The organism is Thermosynechococcus sp. TG215 (assembly GCF_031583455.1).
Classification (GTDB): domain Bacteria; phylum Cyanobacteriota; class Cyanobacteriia; order Thermosynechococcales; family Thermosynechococcaceae; genus Thermosynechococcus.
On record NZ_CP134178.1, the window covers coordinates 2,190,595 to 2,209,842 of the forward strand.

16 protein-coding genes and 1 tRNA gene are annotated in these 19,248 nt (G+C 54.6%); 13 read left to right on the forward strand and 4 right to left on the reverse strand.

Annotation, left to right across the window (positions count from 1 at the left end; translation table 11 throughout):
* Nucleotides 1–9: 9 nt before the first annotated feature.
* The 3 genes from ubiE to RHJ02_RS10740 all read left to right on the forward strand — a co-directional run bounded on the left by ubiE (nt 10) and on the right by RHJ02_RS10740 (nt 1,964).
* Nucleotides 10–687, forward strand: coding sequence for a bifunctional demethylmenaquinone methyltransferase/2-methoxy-6-polyprenyl-1,4-benzoquinol methylase UbiE (gene ubiE / locus RHJ02_RS10730; protein ID WP_310800209.1), 678 nt, complete (start codon nt 10–12; stop codon nt 685–687).
* A 196-nt stretch (nt 688–883) separates the two neighbouring features.
* Complete coding sequence (locus RHJ02_RS10735) at nt 884–1,375, forward strand: universal stress protein (protein WP_149819316.1); 492 nt, start codon at nt 884–886, stop codon at nt 1,373–1,375.
* A complete protein-coding gene (locus RHJ02_RS10740; RefSeq protein ID WP_310800210.1) occupies nt 1,332–1,964 on the forward strand; it encodes a tRNA isopentenyl-2-thiomethyl-A-37 hydroxylase MiaE in 633 nt (210 codons plus the stop codon). The genes RHJ02_RS10735 and RHJ02_RS10740 overlap by 44 nt, the downstream gene beginning before the upstream one ends.
* Nucleotides 1,965–1,966: 2 nt before the next feature.
* On the opposite strand, the gene RHJ02_RS10745 is transcribed toward RHJ02_RS10740, so the two are convergent.
* Nucleotides 1,967–2,656: a hypothetical protein gene (locus tag RHJ02_RS10745; RefSeq protein ID WP_310800211.1), complete on the reverse strand. Its 690-nt coding sequence runs from the start codon at nt 2,654–2,656 to the stop codon at nt 1,967–1,969.
* A 198-nt stretch (nt 2,657–2,854) separates the two neighbouring features.
* Between RHJ02_RS10745 and rpe the strand changes: the two genes are divergently transcribed.
* Nucleotides 2,855–3,550 carry a ribulose-phosphate 3-epimerase gene (gene rpe, locus RHJ02_RS10750; protein ID WP_302677601.1) on the forward strand — a complete coding sequence of 232 codons (696 nt, stop codon included), beginning with the start codon at nt 2,855–2,857 and terminating at the stop codon, nt 3,548–3,550.
* On the opposite strand, the gene thiO is transcribed toward rpe, so the two are convergent.
* On the reverse strand, nt 3,547–4,653 hold the full coding sequence (gene thiO, locus RHJ02_RS10755; RefSeq protein WP_310800212.1) for a glycine oxidase ThiO: 1,107 nt from the start codon (nt 4,651–4,653) through the stop codon (nt 3,547–3,549). The genes rpe and thiO overlap by 4 nt on opposite strands.
* A 176-nt stretch (nt 4,654–4,829) precedes the next feature.
* Here thiO and RHJ02_RS10760 point away from each other — a divergent pair, with 176 nt between their 5' ends.
* From RHJ02_RS10760 to hmpF, 7 genes are all read left to right on the forward strand, one after another.
* Nucleotides 4,830–5,339 carry a TIGR02652 family protein gene (locus RHJ02_RS10760; RefSeq protein WP_206200155.1) on the forward strand — a complete coding sequence of 170 codons (510 nt, stop codon included), beginning with the start codon at nt 4,830–4,832 and terminating at the stop codon, nt 5,337–5,339.
* A 2-nt stretch (nt 5,340–5,341) separates the two neighbouring features.
* On the forward strand, nt 5,342–6,328 hold the full coding sequence (gene thiL / locus RHJ02_RS10765; protein WP_206201692.1) for a thiamine-phosphate kinase: 987 nt from the start codon (nt 5,342–5,344) through the stop codon (nt 6,326–6,328).
* Nucleotides 6,329–6,549: 221 nt separating this feature from the next.
* Entirely contained in the window at nt 6,550–9,969 is a 3,420-nt protein-coding gene (locus RHJ02_RS10770; protein ID WP_310744544.1) for a phycobilisome rod-core linker polypeptide, read from the forward strand.
* A gap of 250 nt (nt 9,970–10,219) precedes the next feature.
* Nucleotides 10,220–10,963 carry a response regulator transcription factor RpaB gene (gene rpaB, locus RHJ02_RS10775; RefSeq protein ID WP_149821735.1) on the forward strand — a complete coding sequence of 248 codons (744 nt, stop codon included), beginning with the start codon at nt 10,220–10,222 and terminating at the stop codon, nt 10,961–10,963.
* An 18-nt stretch (nt 10,964–10,981) separates the two neighbouring features.
* Nucleotides 10,982–11,782, forward strand: coding sequence for a hypothetical protein (locus RHJ02_RS10780; RefSeq protein ID WP_206200157.1), 801 nt, complete (start codon nt 10,982–10,984; stop codon nt 11,780–11,782).
* Between the two features lie 5 nt (nt 11,783–11,787).
* Nucleotides 11,788–12,984, forward strand: coding sequence for a homocysteine biosynthesis protein (locus RHJ02_RS10785; RefSeq protein WP_206200158.1), 1,197 nt, complete (start codon nt 11,788–11,790; stop codon nt 12,982–12,984).
* Nucleotides 12,985–13,310: 326 nt separating this feature from the next.
* A complete protein-coding gene (hmpF, locus tag RHJ02_RS10790) occupies nt 13,311–14,957 on the forward strand; it encodes a pilus motility taxis protein HmpF (RefSeq protein ID WP_310743041.1) in 1,647 nt (548 codons plus the stop codon).
* Nucleotides 14,958–14,960: 3 nt separating this feature from the next.
* Here the strand turns inward: hmpF and RHJ02_RS10795 are convergent, their stop codons facing one another.
* Complete coding sequence (locus tag RHJ02_RS10795) at nt 14,961–16,013, reverse strand: tetratricopeptide repeat protein (protein ID WP_310453493.1); 1,053 nt, start codon at nt 16,011–16,013, stop codon at nt 14,961–14,963.
* A gap of 181 nt (nt 16,014–16,194) precedes the next feature.
* Here RHJ02_RS10795 and RHJ02_RS10800 point away from each other — a divergent pair, with 181 nt between their 5' ends.
* Complete coding sequence (locus tag RHJ02_RS10800; protein ID WP_286625052.1) at nt 16,195–18,189, forward strand: elongation factor G; 1,995 nt, start codon at nt 16,195–16,197, stop codon at nt 18,187–18,189.
* Here the strand turns inward: RHJ02_RS10800 and RHJ02_RS10805 are convergent.
* Nucleotides 18,186–19,034 carry a glycosyltransferase family A protein gene (locus tag RHJ02_RS10805; RefSeq protein WP_206200162.1) on the reverse strand — a complete coding sequence of 283 codons (849 nt, stop codon included), beginning with the start codon at nt 19,032–19,034 and terminating at the stop codon, nt 18,186–18,188. The two genes, RHJ02_RS10800 and RHJ02_RS10805, sit on opposite strands and share 4 nt — an antisense overlap.
* Before the next feature lie 100 nt (nt 19,035–19,134).
* Between RHJ02_RS10805 and RHJ02_RS10810 the strand changes: the two genes are divergently transcribed.
* Nucleotides 19,135–19,207 (forward strand) — tRNA-Glu (locus RHJ02_RS10810).
* Nucleotides 19,208–19,248 lie beyond the last annotated feature (41 nt).

Sequence of the window (19,248 nt, forward strand, 5' to 3'; positions counted from 1 at the left end):
GGCTAAACCATGACCGATATCCAAGCCCTGTTTGAGCGCATTGCCCCCCTCTACGATCGCCTCAATGATCAACTCAGCTTTGGCCTTCACCATGTCTGGAAACAGATGGCCGTGGACTGGCTCGAACTACCTGCAGGGGCAACGGCTTTAGATCTCTGCTGTGGCACGGGCGATTTGACTCGTATGCTGGCGCGGCGGGTGGGGCGGCAGGGGCGGGTGGTGGGGTTAGACTTTGCGGCGGCACCCTTGGCGATCGCCCGTCAGCGCAGTTGCCATTACCCGCAAATTGAATGGCTTCAGGGGGATGCTTTGGCTGTGCCCTTTGCAGATCAAACCTTTCAAGGAATCACCATGGGCTATGGGCTGCGCAATGTCGTGGATATTCGCCAAGCTCTCAGGGAAATGTTTCGGCTGCTGATTCCCGCTGGGCGAGTCGCCATTCTTGACTTTAGCCATCCCCAAACCCCCGCACTCCAGCAATTTCAGCAATGGTACTTGCAACAGTGGGTGGTGCCCACCGCCTGTCAGTATGGCTTGGCCGCAGAGTATGACTATTTGTGGCCGAGTATTCAGGCTTTCCCCAGCCCAGCCACCCTCTGTGCTCTAATTCAAAACGTGGGTTTTCAGCACGTGAAACACTATCCCCTCTTGGGCGGGCTAATGGCGATTACTGTTGCGCAAAAGTAATCTATGTTACAAAATGTAGGTTTTAGCCCCGTGGGAATCCTCTAAGCTAGAGATAGAGCCTTTTTCTATTTTTTGATGAACAGTTGAGGAGTCAGGAGTGAGATTCGCTTTTAGGAATAGGAATGGGTTTGGGCAGTCTTGAGCAGGACTCCATGACTGTGAAAAAGGCGGTAGGCAAATTGGAGGGCAGGGCGTTATGTACAAAAAAATTCTCGTTGCCGTTGACGACAGTGAACTGGGAGAACAGGTCTTTCAAACGGCGCTGGATTTGGCACAGCACTACCAAGCCCGCATGATGCTGATTCATGTCCTTTCACCCACCAATGAATCCTATCCTGACCCCATCTTTACTACCCCCTTGGCCTCCGGGGTCTATGTGGGACTCCACGAGGAAGTGATGCGTGCCTATGCGGAGCAGTGGGAAAACTTTGAGCAAAAAGGCTTGGATATGCTGCGCAATCTCACCCAAATTGCCACTGAAAAGGGCGTACCCACAGAATTTACCCAAGCCTTAGGGGATGCGGGTCGGGCCATTTGTGATCTGGCCAAAGATTGGGAAAGTGATTTGATTGTGCTGGGGCGGCGGGGTCTCAAGGGCTTGAGTGAATTTTTCCTCGGCAGTGTCAGCAATTATGTGCTCCACAATGCCCCCTGTTCTGTGCTCACCGTTCAGCGCCGCCGTGATTGAGACGCCCGTTCGCATTAAGTTTCTTGTGCAACCTACCCGCCCCGATTGGGTGGTGCAGGCGATCGCTCACTTGGATACGATTTTGCTCGATCACTCCCACTGTGAGCGCAAAGCGGCTGGCGTAGCTATCAATCTCATGTTTCGCTATCCTTCCCACAAGCGATTGGTAGATGCCCTCACCGATATTGCCCAAGAGGAACTCGATCACTTCCGTCAAGTCAATCAGCAACTGGAACGCCGCCACATTGCCCTTGCCCCCCTCAGTGCACCCCCCTACGCCTCTCGCTTGAATGCCGCTGTCCGCCCGCAGGAACCCGATCGCTTTCTCGATACCCTATTGGTTTGCGCGTTGATTGAAGCTCGCAGCCATGAGCGGTTGCAACTGTTGGCTCAGCATTGCCCAGATCGGGAGTTAGCAGAATTTTTTGCCAGCCTTGTGACCTCTGAGGCACGCCACTATGGCACCTATTGGTACTTGGCCTATGAGTCCTTTGGTCAAGAGGTGGTGGCAGAGCGATTGCAGCAGTTGGCTGTCCTTGAGAGTGAGATTCTCAGCACGCCCTACCCCTTGCCTCGTATGCACAGTTAGCCTTAGATAGTGGGTGGCGTTGCCTCTTGCGCAGTGGTGGGCTGACCGACCGTAAGGCGCACCGTTTGACCAAATTGCTCCAAAATAACTGCGGGTGTGGTGTCATAGGCATCAATGGCGCGCACAAGCACATTGCCAGCGATCGTATCCCCCACCTGCACCGTACGGGTGACATTCTCTTTGGGCGAGCGAATAATTGCCTGTAGGCGACCATTTACGGCAGCCACACCAAAAACCTTCACCGCTTGGGCATCCACTGGAGGCGGCAGGGGTGATGGGGTGGGTGGAATGGCGGCAGCGGGAGTACCTGTTCCATTAGCAGCTGTTTGAGGAGAACCGTTACCCGCATTACCCGTAGCGGCGGGCGCACCGTTTGGTGTTTCACCCTTGGGAGCTTCGTTCCTGTTGGGGGGAAGCAGCGGGGCGAAGGGATCGGCACGACCGACATTTGCCAGTCCCTCAACATAGGTTTTAGGGTTGGTAGGAGGAATTAATGCCGCAACCGCAGATGCGGTGACACTGGGGGGTTCGGGTTCAAGGTCTGGGGCAGCTGCTGCCGGTGGCGCCACCGGTTGATCGGGTTGATTGGTGGCGTCTGTTTCAACTTCAGTGACGATAAAGCCACAGCCGCTCATGCCTGAGGCCAGCAACCCAATGGCAATGGTGATGATCGTGGCGCGCTGTTTCAACATTTGGTGTCTCACCTTTGGCTGATGATATTGGTGGTGCAGACGAACTCTATTGTTGCCTACTATAAAATGTACCGTTGGTCTGCAGTGGCTATGCATAGGCACTTGCCAAAGTGGTCTTGGTGGTGGAGAGTTGCTGTGGGGGCGATCGCTCGGTACACTGAAAAACAATTGTAACGTTATTTACGGAATGAATCGGTCATGAGTGCTAAGCCCGTCGTGATTGCTCCCTCCATTCTCTCTGCGGACTTCAGTCGTTTGGGTGAAGAAATCCAAGCGGTGGATCGGGCGGGAGCCGACTGGATCCATGTCGACGTCATGGATGGTCGTTTTGTTCCCAATATCACGATTGGGCCATTGGTTGTTGAGGCAATTCGCCCCTTGACCCAAAAGCCCCTCGATGTGCACTTAATGATCGTTGAGCCAGAAAAATACGTGGCGGATTTTGCCAAAGCGGGGGCGGATATTATCTCTGTCCATGCGGAACACAACGCTTCGCCTCACCTGCATCGCACCCTCTGTCAAATTCGGGAACTGGGTAAACAGGCGGGGGTAGTGCTCAACCCCTCTAGCCCTCTTGAACTCATTGAGTACGTCCTTGATGTCTGTGATCTCGTGCTGATTATGAGTGTCAACCCTGGCTTTGGCGGCCAGAAATTTATTCCAGCGGTTTTGCCAAAAATTCGGCGGCTACGGCAGCTGTGCGAAGAGCGCGGTTTAGACCCATGGATCGAAGTGGATGGCGGTCTCAAGGCGGAAAATACGTGGCAAGTTCTCGAAGCCGGTGCCAATGCCATTGTGGCTGGTTCAGCGGTCTTCAAGGCACCGGATTACGCAGCAGCGATCGCGGGCATCCGCCATAGCAAACGTCCTAGTCCTGAGTTGGTGACGGCCTAGGCACTGGCTGCCGACGGAGTTTGAAATCGCTGCCACGAAAAGGCTTTCAGGTGGCGATCGCCCGTCCGATGCAAAATCAAGTTGGCCATCAGCTTCGCTGTAATCGGGGCAAGTAAAATGCCATTACGGTAATGCCCCGTGGCCAAGTAAAGATTCGCCGCTGGCCCTTCCCCCAAAATCGGTAAATCATCGGGGGTGGCTGGACGATAGCCCCACCACGTATCAATCACCTCGTAACTGGCCAACTCTGGAATAACGGCGGTGGCACGATTCAGCAGTGCTTGCAGGCCAGCAACCGTAGTTCCCTCTTGGAAACCCACATCCTCACTGGTGGCACCCACCACCACTTTGCCAGAGCGACGCGGCACGAGATAGAGTTGATCGCCAAAGATCACATGGTTCAGTAGGGGTTGCCCCGGCGGTTTTAGGGCTAACATTTGCCCCTTGCGGGGGGTGACGGGTAGGGGAAGTAGGCTTTGTGCCCATGCGCCTGTGGCCAGAATGTAAATCCCCGCAGACCAACGCCCGCGATCGCTCTCCAAGGCTGTAATTTCCCCTTCGGGGGTTTGCTGAAACCGCTGGACACTAATGCCCTCAATCACTTCGATTCCTAGAATGCGAGCGGCACTCACCAAGACCTTAGCCAAGTTGCGCGTATTCACCTGCCCATCTTGGGGAAACCACCAAGCCCCTAGCACACTCTCCGCAAAGCCCGGTTGATAGTTCCCAAGTTCAGATGCATCGAGCCAGCGGCTGTCGGGTTCCATAGGGTGGGCGCGATCGCGCTGCCGCTCATCGGTCACGGGTGCCAAAATACCACAGAGCCAGTAGCCCGCATCCATGCCCGTCAGTTGCTCAAGCTTATCAATCCAGCTGGGATAGAGATTGCGGCTCGCCGTACACAAATTCCACATGGCGCCTGCGGGCAAGCCTTCTGCTTGGGGGGCTAACATTCCCGCTGCGGCATGGAGCGCTGCTTCCCGAAACTGGCGGCTGAGAACGGTGGGTCGTGCCCCCCGCAATGCCAATTCGATGGCGATCGCCAGCCCCATGGTGCCGCCACCAATAATCAAAATGTCCCGCTGTTCATCCCCAAGGATCATTCTTGACGCTTCAATCCCAATTTACACATTTCTTTATCTTGGCATCTGCCACCCCTTAAGGGTAGCCCAAACCACCCACTTGAGGGGGAACGGCGCCTTGTTTTCCGCTCCTGAAGTCAACTCGTTATAATAAGGGCGATCGCGGTGGATTTGCTGCCGCTGTGTGGTAACTGTCCATGATCTCATCCGGCTCTCACTACCCGATCTTTGGTCCTGAAATTCGTTGTCCCCACTGTCGGCAAGTCATTCCCGCCCTGACCCTCACCGATACGTACCTGTGCCCGCGCCACGGTCCTTTTGAAGCTGATGCCAAAACGGGGGAATTAATGCACCTACAATCCGGCCGCATTTGGCGCCTCTGGAACGGCGAATGGTATCGCCAGCACACCCACCCCGACGGGATTCGCTTTGAAATTCACGATGCCCTCGATCGCCTCTACACCCAAGGCTACCGCGCCACCAAAGTCATTATTGCCGAACGCTATCGGGATCTCTTTTGTGCCTACCTCGAACGCAGCACCCCTTGGCGAGGCTCCACGGATCCCCAAATGCTGCGCCTCTTTGGTTTGCCCGTTGAGTTTAGCCCCCCCGCTAGCCAAGAGGAGCGCTGGGATGTGATTAACTTTGATCTCGAAAAAGAACCCGGCGCCCCCATTCGCCCCCCCTATTTTCGGATGTTTGACTAGTGATGCTCACCCTCACCGACTGTGGCGAACTGGAATTGATTGAGCGCCTGCGCCCCTATTGCCACAGGGAATTGATTGGCGATGATGCCGCGGTTCTGTCGCTACCCCTTGGGGAGCAACTGATTGTCAGTACCGATGTCCTAGTGGAGGGGGTGCACTTTAGTTTAGGCATGGGCGATACCCCTGTGACCATGACGCCAGTGGATGTGGGCTGGCGATCGCTGGCCGCCAATTTATCCGACCTTGCAGCCATGGGGGCATTGCCCTTGGGGTTAACGGTGGGTCTCGCGGCACCGCGCAACTGTCCTGTGGCAACAATTGAGGAGATTTATCAAGGCATGGCCGCCTGTTGTCAGGCCTATGGCACCAGCATTATCGGTGGTGATACCTGTCGCTCTAGCGTTCTCAGTCTCAGCATCACCGTCTTGGGCAGTGCGCCGCCAGAACGGATTATTTATCGCGATCGCGCCCGGGTGGGGGATGTCATTGTCGTGACGGGGGTTCATGGTGCCTCCCGCGCTGGTCTCGAGTGCCTTTTGTATCCGCAGTGGGCTAGTACTGTGTCCGCAGAACTACGGCAAGCGTGGATCCAAGCCCATCAACGCCCTCAACCTCGATTGGATATTGTGCAATGGCTGCGCCAACAGGTGCCCCCGCCGCGTCTGGCTGGCATGGATAGTAGTGATGGCCTCGCGGCAGCTGTCTTGCAACTCTGTCAAGCCAGTGGGGTGGGTGCGATTCTTTGGGCAGAGCAAATTCCGATGGTGGGCTATAGCGATCGCCCGCAGGCCTTGAACTGGGCACTCTATGGCGGTGAAGATTTTGAACTGGTGTTGTGCCTTGCCCCAGACTTGGCTCAAGAACTTTGTAGGGCAGCGGGTGAGCAAGCCGCCATTGTTGGGGAAATGATTCCTGAAAAGAGAGTGCAACTCAAGCTCAATGGTGAATTATTGCCCCTGCAGCCCGATCAACTTTTTCAGCACTTTTAGGCGATCGGTTGAGTGGGCGAATTAGTTGCCTGAAGCAGGCATGGGTGTTGAGGTCGGGCACCGCCGTCAAGGAATATTACAAAAATTCATAAAGCTTAGGGGCGATCGCCGATAAATCCCCATAAATTTATACATTTCTTAAAAAAATACCGAGCTACCCCCGAATCGTTCTAATCTAAGTTAGCGCGTTAACTAAAAGTAAAGGGAGCCTCTTAGTAACCATGGTTGTCAAAGCAAGTGGTGGAAGCTCGGTTGCCCGCCCGCAACTTTATCAAACAGTCCCCGTTTCAACGATTATTCAAGCCGAACAGCAGGATCGCTTCCTGAATCGGGGTGAGCTGGATGAACTCGCTGTTTATCTGCGCTCTGGGGCAAAACGCCTTGAAATTGCCACCACCCTCACCCGCAACGCCGACATCATTGTTTCCCGTGCTGCCAACCGCATCTTTGTCGGTGGTTCCCCCATGGCCTTCCTCTCCCGTCCCCAAACTGCAGAAGCCCCCCAATTCACCACTGGGGCAAGGGGCGAAGCCATTGACATGAAAGAAGCCATGAAGTTGGGAACCGCAACCTATGTGGACACCCGTGGTGGATTCCTAGAGGGCTTGCGCTCCGTCTTTAGTGCCTCTGGTGGTGGTGCACCCGTGGGCTTCAAGCCGATCAACATTGCCCGCTATGGCCCTGCCCGCATGGAAAAATCCCTGCGCGACTTGGATTGGTTCCTGCGCTATACCACCTATGCCATTGTGGCTGGCGATCCCAACATTCTGGCGGTGAATACGCGCGGCTTGCGGGAAATTATTGAGGCTGCTTGCTCCACTGATGCCACCATTGCTGCCCTACAGGAAATGCGGCGGGCGGCTCTTAGCTACTTTGAAAAAGACGCCGAAGCCAAGGGCATTGTGGAAACCTACTTTGAAGTTCTGATCAACGAATTTATTGCCCCTGCCCCCTCCGATAAAGTGCGGCAGCGCAACTCCACGGATCTTCAAGGTCTGCAACTACCCCAGATTTACTTCAATGCCGCCGAACGCCGTCCCAAATTTGTGATGAAGCCGGGGCTATCCGCTGCCGAGAAAAACGAAGTGGTCAAAGCCGCCTATCGGCAAATCTTTGAACGCGACATCTCCCGTGCCTACGGCTTGGGCATCTCTGACCTAGAATCCAAGGTGAAAAATGGCTCCATCTCGATGAAGGAGTTCATCCGCCAACTGGCCAAATCGCCCCTCTATCGCAAAAACTTCTACGAACCCTATATCAACAGCCGTGCCCTCGAACTGGCCTTCCGCCATATTTTGGGTCGTGGGCCTTCGAGCCGTGAGGAAGTGCAAACCTACTTTGCCATTATTTCCAAAGGGGGTCTTCCAGCCTTAGTGGATGCCCTTGTGGATTCCAAGGAATACAGCGACTACTTTGGTGAAGAGACGGTGCCCTATCTGCGGGGTCTGGGTCAAGAGGCTCAAGAGTGCCGCAACTGGGGTGCCCAACAGGATCTCTTCAAGTACAGTGCTCCCTTCCGTAAAGTCCCGCAATTCATCACCACCTTTGCCGCTCAGGATCAGCCGCTGCCGGATCAACACCCCTACGGTGCGGGCAACGATCCCTTGGAAATTCAGTTTGGCGCCATCTTCCCGAAAGAGAAGAAAAATCCCAATGCTCGCCCCCAACCCTTCAACAAAGACACCCGCCGCATTCTCATTACGCGCGGGCCAGGGATCAACAATCAGGTGAGCAATCCCGCAGCGCGTGGGGTCGCCCCCGGCAGCCTAGGGCCAAAAGTCTTCAAACTGGATCAGCTTCCCAGCATCAATGCCCGCATTGGCAAACGCTCGATCGCCACGGGCGGCGACAGCGTCAAATTTGCTGAAAGTTCGACCCAGCGGGTGATTCGTGCCGCTTATCTGCAAGTCTTTGGCCGCGATGTCTATGAAGGGCAGCGCCAAAAAGTGGCCGAGATCAAACTGGAAAATGGTGAAATCTCTGTGCGTGAATTTGTGCGGATTTTGGCCAAGTCAAACCTCTTCCGCAGCCTCTACTGGACACCGCTGTACGTCACGAAGGCGATTGAATATATTCACCGTCGCCTCTTGGGTCGTCCCACCTATGGTCGCCAAGAGATGAATACCTACTTCGACATTGCCTCGAAGAAAGGTCTCTATGGCTTAGTGGATGCGATCATTGACAGCCAAGAGTACAGCGAAGCCTTTGGCGAAGATACGGTTCCCTACGAGCGCTACATTACGCCCCAAGGTCTGGCTCTGCGATCGCTCCGCACTGGCACGATTGGTGAAACTGGCGTACCCCCTGAAAAAGAAGAAACACCTCGCTTTGTCGAACTGGGGGCGGTGACCGAACTGCGAACCGAGCCAGCAATTCAGTTCCGTGCCAATCAAGGGGTGAGCAAGCGCCGCGACCAAACCAAGGTCTTTAAGCTCACAGATCTCAATGACAAGCAAAATCTGCAACTAGTGATTCAGGCGGCCTATCGTCAGGTCTTTGAGCGGGATGTGGCGCCCTACATTGTCCGCGATGAATTTACTGCCCTTGAATCGAAGCTCAGCAACGGCGAGATTACCCTCAAGGAGTTTATCGAGGGCTTGGGTTGCTCGGAACTCTATCAGAAGGAGTTCTACACCCCCTACCCCAACACCAAGGTGATCGAACTGGGCACCAAGCACTTCTTAGGTCGAGCGCCCCTTGATCAAGCGGAAATTCGCCGCTACAACCAAATTCTGGCCACCCAAGGCTTAAAGGCCTTTGTCCAAGCCCTCGTCAGTAGTGCTGAATACGCTGAAGCCTTTGGTGAGGATACGGTGCCCTATCGTCGCTTCCCCACCCTGCCGGCGGCCAACTTCCCCAACACTGAGAAATTGCACAATCAACTCACGAAGCAAAGTGATGCGATTGTCGTGCCCAGCTTCGCACCCGTGAAACCTCGCCTCGATAACACGAAGCTGCCGCTCCTCAGTCGGGCGATCGCCGAGCAAGAGGCCAAAGCGCGTCAAGCGGATCCCAGCAAACCCCGCTTTATCGAATTGGGACGCTCCTTCCGCAATGGCGATGGTCAATCGGTGGAAGTGGGGGTCGGTACCAGCCGTCGCCGTCCTGCTCGCATTTTCCGCATGACCGTGGGTGCCCCTAGTGCTGAAGTGGAACTGCTGATCAATGCCATCTACTGCCAAGTGATGGATGTCTTCAGTGGCCAAGTGCCCAGCCAGTTCCGGCGCCCTGATCTCGAGAGCCGCCTGCGCAACGGTGAAATTACCGTCCGCGAGTTTGTGCGTACCTTGGCCAGCTCGGAGATCTATCGCAACCGCTTCTACACCCCCTATCCCAACACCAAGGTGATTGAATTCCTCTTCCGTCACCTCCTCGGTCGCGCCCCGGCCACCCAAGCGGAAATTCGCCAATACAACAAAATCTTGGCGGATCAAGGCCTCAAGGCTGCTGTCGAAACGATGGTGAATAGCCCTGAGTACAGCCGCTACTTTGGCGAAGATGTCGTGCCCTACAAACGCTTCCCCACCCTGCCAGCGGGCAACTACATTGGCAGTGTCAAGGCCGATGCCGACTTGGTGAAGCAGTCTTGGTCAAGCCTCTCGCCCTCGTTGGTGGGGATTCAGCCAAGCCACCGCGACTAGGGAACGCTGCCACTAACCACTGGTGAATCAATACACTAGCGGATGCTCTTGTAGGGGTGTCCGCTTTTTTTCTCGACAAGACCACGTTAAAATATCTTAAAGATTCTCAATTCTGAAAAATCGGCAAAATCCTGTCCTAGTCAGGGCTGGGAGTCTTTCTATAGCCAGTAAAAAAATGATAGAGTACAAAAAATTCACATTTTAATTTCTTATCCATTACTGTTCTCATTGAGTAGGAGTGTCCGTTACTTTGGAGAGCCACAAAGAAAAGATACTCGTTGTTGATGATGAAGCGAGTATTCGCCGCATTTTAGAAACTCGGCTGTCAATGATTGGCTATACCGTCGTCACTGCTGCCGATGGCGAGGAAGCCCTGACCACATTTCGGCAGGAGCAGCCAGATTTAGTAGTGCTTGACGTGATGATGCCCAAACTAGATGGCTATGGCGTCTGTCAAGAACTGCGCAAAGAATCCGATGTCCCCATCATTATGCTCACTGCCCTTGGCGATGTCGCCGATCGCATTACAGGGCTGGAACTGGGCGCCGATGATTATGTGGTCAAGCCCTTTTCCCCCAAGGAGTTGGAAGCCCGCATTCGCTCGGTGCTGCGACGCATTGAAAAAACCAGCACCTCTGGTATCCCTAGCTCTGGGGTGATTCAGGTGGGCAATATTCGCATTGATACCAACAAGCGCCAAGTCTATAAGGGGGATGAGCGCATTCGCCTCACGGGTATGGAATTTATGCTCTTGGAATTGCTGGTGGGACGCTCGGGGGAACCCTTCTCACGGGGAGAAATTCTCGAGCAGGTGTGGGGCTACACGCCAGAACGCCATGTGGATACGCGGGTGGTGGATGTCCACATTTCCCGCTTGCGGGCTAAGCTAGAGGAAGACCCCAGTAATCCAGAATTAATTTTGACAGCACGGGGAACAGGCTATCTCTTTCAGCGGATTACTGAACCGGGAGAAGCAAGCAACAAAAATTCCTAACTGGCTTGAGGGTGAGCCATGCTTCAAAAACGCTGGCGCTGGTCAGAAGCTGTGGGTCTGGGTCTGACGGTTGTGGCCCTGAGCATTATTGCCTTTATGCAGCAGGATGCCCTGCGTCAGTTACAGGCTCAAACGGGAGAACAATTCACCGATGCCGAATATGAGCGCCAGAATGCCCAGACCATTACACAGATGCGGCTTTTGGCCAACCTACCCGCCTTTGGTTTTGACAATTTAGTTGCCGATTGGGCGTTTTTGCAATTTCTCCAGTTTTTTGGTGATTCCGCTGCCCGCCAAGTCACGGGTTACGACGATGCACCTGCTTTCTTTGCGGTAATTATCGCTAAAGACCCCCGCTTTGCCCCAACCTATCCCTATCTTTCAACGGCAATTACGGTGTATGCAGGACAGCCGCAAACCTCTGTGGCCTTGATGGATCGGGGTCTGGCAGCGATGGATCCTGCCTATCAACCGACAGCTTACTTGGCATGGGTATTTCGGGCGATGGATGAATTGCTCTTTTTGGGCAAGGGGCGAGCGGCAGCAGAGTCCTACGATCGCGCGGCGGCTTGGGCAGAAATGAATCCAGATCCACAAGTCCGTGCCGCAGCAGAGTATTATCGCTCGTTGGCACAAACCCTACGGCGGGATCCCGATAGTCGGATGGCACAGATCAATGCCTGGATTTGGGCACTGGTGAATGCGGTCAGCGATCGCTCGCGACAAACGGCCATCGAGAATATTGAACGTCTAGGAGGTAAGGTCTCACGGCTGCCTGACGGCACTTGGCAAATCCGCCATCCTGAAGATCTGCGGTAACGCCTGTGGAACGCACGATTGCCGAAATCAATGAAAAGATTACAGCAGGCAAAGCCACCGTTTGGACATTGGCAGAACTCAAAGCCCGCCTTGAAAGCTTGAGCATTGCGGAAGCAACGCGCCAAGTGGATGTGATCACGACGGGCACGTTTGAACCCATGGAATCGTCTGGGGCGATGATTAACTTGGGGCCGACGGATCCACCGATTAAACTGCGGCAGTGTTGGCTCGATGGCATTCCTGCCTACAGTGGTTTTGGCGCCGTCGATCTGTACTTGGGGGCAGCCCAATCCCTGGATCCCAATTCCGAAGCGGGCGAAGCCGACAGTCTGCGGGAGCGCGGGGGGGGCCATGTCATTGCCGATTTGATTGCGGGTAAAGCCATTCCCCTACGGGCAGTGGGCTATGTCACGGATTGTTATCCCCGCGCCAGTTTAGAAACGGTGATTAGCAAAGAGACGATCAATCAGTTCTATCTCTATAACCCCCGCAATCTTTATCAAAATTTTATTGTCGGTGTCAATGGGGGCGATCGCCCGCTCTATACCTACCTTGGTCCGCTGCAACCGCAACTGGGGAATGCTGTCTATGCCTGTGGCGGTGCCCTTTCACCTCTATTGAATGATCCCTACTTGCGACTGGTGGGGATTGGCACGCGCATTTTTCTCGGCGGCGGCATTGGTTATGTGGCGTGGGAAGGCACTCAACACTTCCCCTTGCAAAAACGGTTGGCTAACGACACCCCCATTGGTCCAGCGGCCACCCTTGCCCTGATTGGTGATGCCAAACAGATGGATCCCTTTTGGGTGCGCGGTTGCTATTTCAAGCACTATGGAGCGTCCCTGATGCTGGGGGTGGGGGTTCCGCTGCCGGTGCTGGATCAAGAGGTCATTGCCCGCTGTGCCATTCGCGATGAGGAAGTGGTGGCGCCGATTATTGACTTTTCAATTCCCCGCCGCGTGCGTCCCACCTTTGGCATGGTCAACTATGCTCAACTCAAGTCAGGCAAAATCAAGATTGAAGGCAAAACTGTGCGCACCGCTCCCCTAACGAGTCTTTACTTTAGTCAGCGCATTGCCGAAGTCCTCAAAGACTGGATCCACAGTGGTCGTTTTACCCTCACAGAACCCGTTGCCCCCCTGCCGCGCGATCGCGTCTTTTTGCCACAGCAACCTTGGATGCCCGCTGCCAGCGATGATTAATGACATTAATGACTTTTGGCGGGTAGCAACCCTCCTTTCGCTATAATGACCAATAGTTCAACCACCTTGGCCTTGGCAATTCTCCAGTCCCCGACCGAGTGATTCAGGCCACTGCTGAACACTTGCCGATGGGTGTTTAATAAAAATATAGGGTTCTGGATTCCAGCGATCGCGGACAGACGAAAAGTTGCATCCTTCATTCACTTAATTTCGTCATGCGTATTATTACGGTTGTTGTATGTTCTAGTTGTGTGTCAGTCTCAGCGTTAGGGTAGAGGTCAAGGGCTGTGCAGTATCTTGCCGAGGTGATTAAAAAAACGGGTTTCATGGGGACGAAATCCGAGTTGAAGTTGTTGATGCGTGAGCAGTCGGGCTACTGGCACCCTGTCCCCCAAAACGAAGAAACGATTCCCTTTGACAACAGTCGTGACTACGGCAATGGTGTGTTGGTCTTTGTTGAAATGGCCGCCAACCGCCAGATTCAAAACGTGGATGAAGCAACGCGCCGTCTCACCGGTATCTTGCACGGCTTCACACGGATGCGTGAGCGCTTCCAAAGTCAAGAGGAAGAAATTGAGGGCTGGAAGCAATCCCTCTCCTATCAAGCAGAAGCTCTGAACCAACGGGAACAGGAATTTGAGCAGCGCAGAGAAGAACTCCAAGAACTAGAGGCGCAACTGGCCGGCGCTGAAGAGCAGCTAGCACAACTCAACAAATTGCGAGAAGAATTGACCGCCGAGGAACAGCGGATTCAAGCAGAGCGCCAAGCCCTTGAAAATTTACGCCACCAAGTGCACCAAGAGCAGCAGCGCTGGGAACAACTTAAATCAAGCCACAGCGTTGGCCTATCCCCAGAGCAAATTCGCCAAGTGGACTCGATTTTGCGGCAGTTGGCAGAGACCCTCAACAGTGGTGGGCGTCCTCAAATCGCGGAATGTTTTCAAATTTTAGACCAGCAGCAGGCCTTGCTGAGTCAATACTGGCAGCAACTGGAGCAACTGGAGCAGGAGCTGAGTCAACGGCAAGCTGCCCTAGAGGAACAACTGCAAGCCTTCCATGCAAAGGAGGAGACGTGGCGCACCGCCCAAGAACAATTTTGGCAAGACAGTCGGGCGATCGCCCTGCAGGAGGAACTCTGCCGCTACAAACAGTCCGTGCTTGAAAAAGAACGTCACCTCCTTGCCCAACAGGAGGAAATGATCCAGCAAATGCGCCAAGCCATGGTCAGTGATCTCACAGAGGCCGTGGATGTGAATGCCCTGATGAAAATGCCCATGGAGGAACTCGAAAAAGAAGTCGCCAACCGCGGTAATGACCTCAAACGTGCCTCTGCCTTTGTCAACGATCAAGAAGAAGAGCTAAAAATGGCTCTGGAGTCCTTAGCAGAACTGGAGCAAAAAGTCAAAGACGCCAGTGATTTCGATCGCCTGCAACTGGCAGGAGAACTGGAGGACGAACGCCAGCGCTGTAATCTGCTCAATCAGGCGCTTGAAGGACAGCGGCAAAATATCCGTGAAAAAGAAGCGATCTACAAAATCCACAAACAAGTGCTAGAGGCGCGCAAAGATCCCGCCTCCCAACAGGGCATTAGCCTCATTCCCATCCTCAGTGAACTGGAGCGCCAGTTTCAAGAGTACAGTGTGGCTGTCAATCAACTCGCGGAAGAATTGCAGCAGGCCTATACTGATCTCGAAAGTCTGCGCCACGACCTTGAAGAGCGCCGCAAACTGCAACAGCAGCAAAAAGATCAACTCAGTCAAGAAGAACAGGCACTGATTGAAGAGCAACGGTTACTCGCTGCCAAGCGCGGCCAAGCGAATCTACTGCGGGAGATTTTACAGCCCGTTCAAGATCGCCTCAATCACCTGCGCCAAGGCCTAGAGGGACTAAACCAAAATATCCTCAATGGCCGTCCCAGTGCTCTCATTTCTGAATTGCAGCAGGTCGTCATGAATCTAGGGCAGGGGGCTTAGTCGCTAATTGCGCTGCCGCATCGCGTCTCGGACTTTGGTTTCTCCTGCGCGGTTATTTTGCTCACGGTACAGTTTCAAAGCCACTTGATAGGCACTGCGAGCCTCCTGCCGCCGCCCTTGCGCTGCCAAGGCTTTGCCCAAGCGATAAAATCCCTCGGGATCTCTAGGGTTGATCTGCGTAGCTTGACGATAAATTGCCGCCGCTTCAAGGGGGTTGTTCTGCTGCATTAACAACTCGCCAAAGCTAAAGTAGGTGGCTAGCCGTTCCGGTTGCAAAGTGATTAGGCGGCGATAGGTTTGAATGGCTCGCTCGGGTTGATTCGCCGCAACGGCCAGTTCTGCCACCTGTTGTAGCAGATCCGCATTCCGCTGACCCAAGTTAGCCGCGCGATCAATCGCTTGCCAGCCATTGCTAGGATCGCCGGCGGCCAGAAGTGCCATCCCCAAGTTGAGTTGAATCGAGGCATTGCCGGGGGCAAGGGCTGCCGCCTGTTGCAGACTACTGAGGGCTTCAGGAATATTGCGTTGTTGGAGCAGCAAAACGCCTAATCCCTTTTGAGCCGCCCAATTGCGGGGGTCAAGACTGAGGGCGGAGCGGTAGGCCTGTATAGCGCCTTGGGGATCCCCCATGCGGGCGAGAATCACCGCCAGTCCTTCGTAGGATTGGGCATTACGGTTATTCAGGCGAATGGCTTGGCGGTAGGCGGCAGCAGCCCCGTGGTTTTCCCCCATCATCCCCAGACTGTAGCCGAGGGCATAGTAAAAATCAGCGTTTTGTTGATCCAGCTCAATAGCGCGTTGGTAGGCACGGGCGGCTTCGGCAAATTGTCCCTGCTGGGCATAGATGTAGCCAATGGCAGAATGCACGCGGGGATTACGGCTCTCGCTCTGGAGCAGTTGCTGATAAATGGCCAAGGCTTGGGCATAGTTTCCTGCTTCCACTAGCCGTCGCCCTTCTTGCATCAGCGTGCTGACTTGGCTATTGGCGTGTACTGGCGATGCCATCCAAAGGCCAAGACTGGCAATACTAGCCCACAAAAGGGAATTGAAGCGCATCGTGAGTGAGTCCTCCTCGCAAACGTTAACCCCAACTTAACGGTTGTTTACAGCTCTCTTAAGAGATACTGCAAATTCCGCCAAGGGCGATCGCCAAGGGTTAAGAGATCTAGTTAAGGCAAACTAAGGCTCTATTCTGGACAATTTTGACCCGAATGGCAAATCAAAAGGTAGGTGTGCGATGGCGAGACGATGCAACATTGCCCTTGTGGGCAGCTACAACAGTGGCAAAACAACCCTTGCAGAAAGCATTTTGCGCCTTACCCACGCCACGAGCAGTAAGGCCAGTAGTCTTCTAGATACCAGCCCTGAGGCTCGCGATCGCCAAATGGGGGTAGAACTGAATGTCGTTCATACCCAGTATGGAGACTTGGAGCTGACGCTTCTCGACTGTCCCGGCTCGGTGGAATTGCTGCAAGAAACCCTCAATGCCCTCGTGGGGGTGGATATGGCGATCGTTGTCTGTGAACCCCTGAGCGATCGCGCCTTTACCCTAACCCCCCTGTTCAAATTCCTCGATGACTGGCAGATTCCCCATATTCTTTTTGTCAACAAGATGGAGCGCGCCCATGACCCCTACATGGAGATCCTCGCGGCCTATCGCCAAGTTTCCAGTCGCCCCTTGGTACCCCACCAGTACCCCATTTGGCAGGGGGATGATCTCTTGGGCTACATTGACTTGGTGACGGAGCAGGCCTATCACTATCATGCGGGGGCAGCGGCGGATTTAGTTCCCTTTCCTTCGGAATTACAAGCCGTTGAACAGGCGGCGCGGGCGGAGCTACTGGAGGCTCTAGCCAACTATGATGACCACCTTTTGGAAGAACTCCTTGAGGATATTGCGCCGCCAGAAAGTGAAATCATGGCGGATCTGCGCTGGGAGTTGGGAGCCGATTTAATTGTGCCCGTCTTTTTTGGCAGTGCGCAAACGGACTACGGTGTGCGCCCCCTATTGGCAGCCCTTGATCGCGAAGCACCCGATGCCACAGAAACTGCTGCCCATCGCCAGATCAATGGTGAAGAACCCCTCGCCCAAGTGCTGAAGACCTTCTATCTACCCCAAGGAGGCGGCAAGCTCTCCCTCGTTCGGGTCTGGCAGGGTACCTTGACCGATGGTATGAGCTTGAATGGGGTGCGCGTGGGGGGTATCTACCGTGCCCAAGGTACACAACTGGAATCCTTGGGACAAGCCACAGCGGGGGACATCGTTCTCTTGGCGCGGCTAGAGGGCATTCGTACGGGTGAGACCCTCAGTATCAATGGTCAGGCGGTGCCTTTGCCCTGTGCCCCCCAACTAGAACCCGTCTATGCCTTGGCCATTACCCCCAGTAAACGCAGTGATGAGGTGAAGCTCACCAGCGCGCTGCAAAAACTCCTTGAGGAAGATCCGGCGCTGCGCTGGGAACAGCATGGCGATACCCATGAAATTATTCTCTGGGGACAGGGTGACATTCACTTGCAGATTGCCCTTGATCGCCTGCGCCGCAAATATAACCTACCGATGCAAACCCATCTCCCCCAAGTCCCCTACAAGGAAACCATTCGCCGCAGCACGAAAAACAGTCATGGCCGCTATAAACATCAAACCGGTGGCCACGGCCAGTTTGGCGATGTCTACCTCGATATTGCTCCCCTAGAACGCGGCAGCGGCTTTCAATTTAGTGAAACCATTGTCGGCGGCGTTGTGCCCAAGCAATATATCCCCGGTGTCGAGCAAGGGGTGCGGGAATTTCTCAACCAAGGACCGTTGGGATTTCCGATCGTGGATGTGGCGGTGACCCTCACCAATGGCTCCTATCACTCCGTGGATAGCTCTGAGCAGGCCTTTCGCCAAGCGGCTCGCCTCGCCATGCAAGCGGGAATTCCCCAGTGTGAACCGCAACTCCTAGAACCCATCATGGCAGTCCAAGTGTGGATGCCCCAAGCTTTTACGGCTAAGGTGATGCAGGCGTTGACGGGGCGGCGCGGTCAGGTTTTGGGCTACAGCAATAAGGAGGGTTGGCCCGGCTGGGAACAGATTGAGGCTTATTTACCCCAAGCAGAAATGCATGACTTTGTGGTGGAGTTGCGATCGCTGACAATGGGCACAGGTGGCTTCCATTGGCAATTTGACCATCTTCAAGAAGTACCGGAGAAACTGGCCGCGACGATTGTCCAGCGCCACAAAAAAGCCTAGGCTACCAGTTGAGCCGCCTTGGCCTGCAATTCCTGAAGTCGTGTGGCCATAATCTGCTGAATCTGCGCCTCCTGCTGGCGATCGCTCGCATCCAGATCATCAGCCACGGTGCCGGGAGCCGCTTGGAATTTCTTGAGTTGACGGTCAAAGAAACTATTGGGAAAGCGGCGATACTCAACGGTCTGCTGCTGGAGGTGGGCAGTGTGGCAAAACTGGTGCAGCCAATGGGCATAGGCCACATCCTCAGCCCCATAGCGAAATTGGCGAAACACCTCCTCTTCGGGAAAGCCGCCAATAAACTCATGGACTTCGCGGCGCACGGCGAGATTGAGCACCAGCGTTTGCTCGAGGCTTTTGTGCCAGTAGGGATGCAGGCGATCGCGACAATAGACCCCCGTGCGTACCGCCCCAAAATACGCTGGGGCATAGGGTGCGGGTAAAGGCTGATTCAACACCGATAGGGCTAAAAACAGATGCTCAGGGCGGTAGAGATCATCGGCATCACAGAAAAAAATCACCTCCCCTTTGGCCAAGCGCACCCCCATGTTCCGCGCTGCCGCAATCCCAATATTCGTCGGCAAGCCCACCAATTGTAGGGGCACGGCATTCGGCCATCCTGCCGTCGCCACATCACAGGTGTGATCCGTTGAACCATCGCTAATCAGGATGAATTCCCCCGCAGTGGCGTAGGGGAAGTGCTGTTGGAGGTAGCGGCAACTGGCGGCAATGCTCTCAAGGGTTTCCCGAAAGACCGTTTCTCCCCGTTGGGTCACCACATTGTAGGCGGGCATCACAATCGAGAAGGAACGTAGGCCAGCAAGTTCCACAGCAAGTCCCTCAGTCACTCGCCCTCATTTTCTCCCTAGGAGCGGCTGCGATGCAAAAATTTCCCGAGGGGTTGACAAACGCTCAGGGCATTCGCTACATTAACTAATGCTGAGTCTTGCCCCCATCGTCTAGAGGCCTAGGACACCTCCCTTTCACGGAGGCGACGGGGATTCGAATTCCCCTGGGGGTATCCTCCATTGGCAACCTCAACGTGAACGGTCGATATTTGAT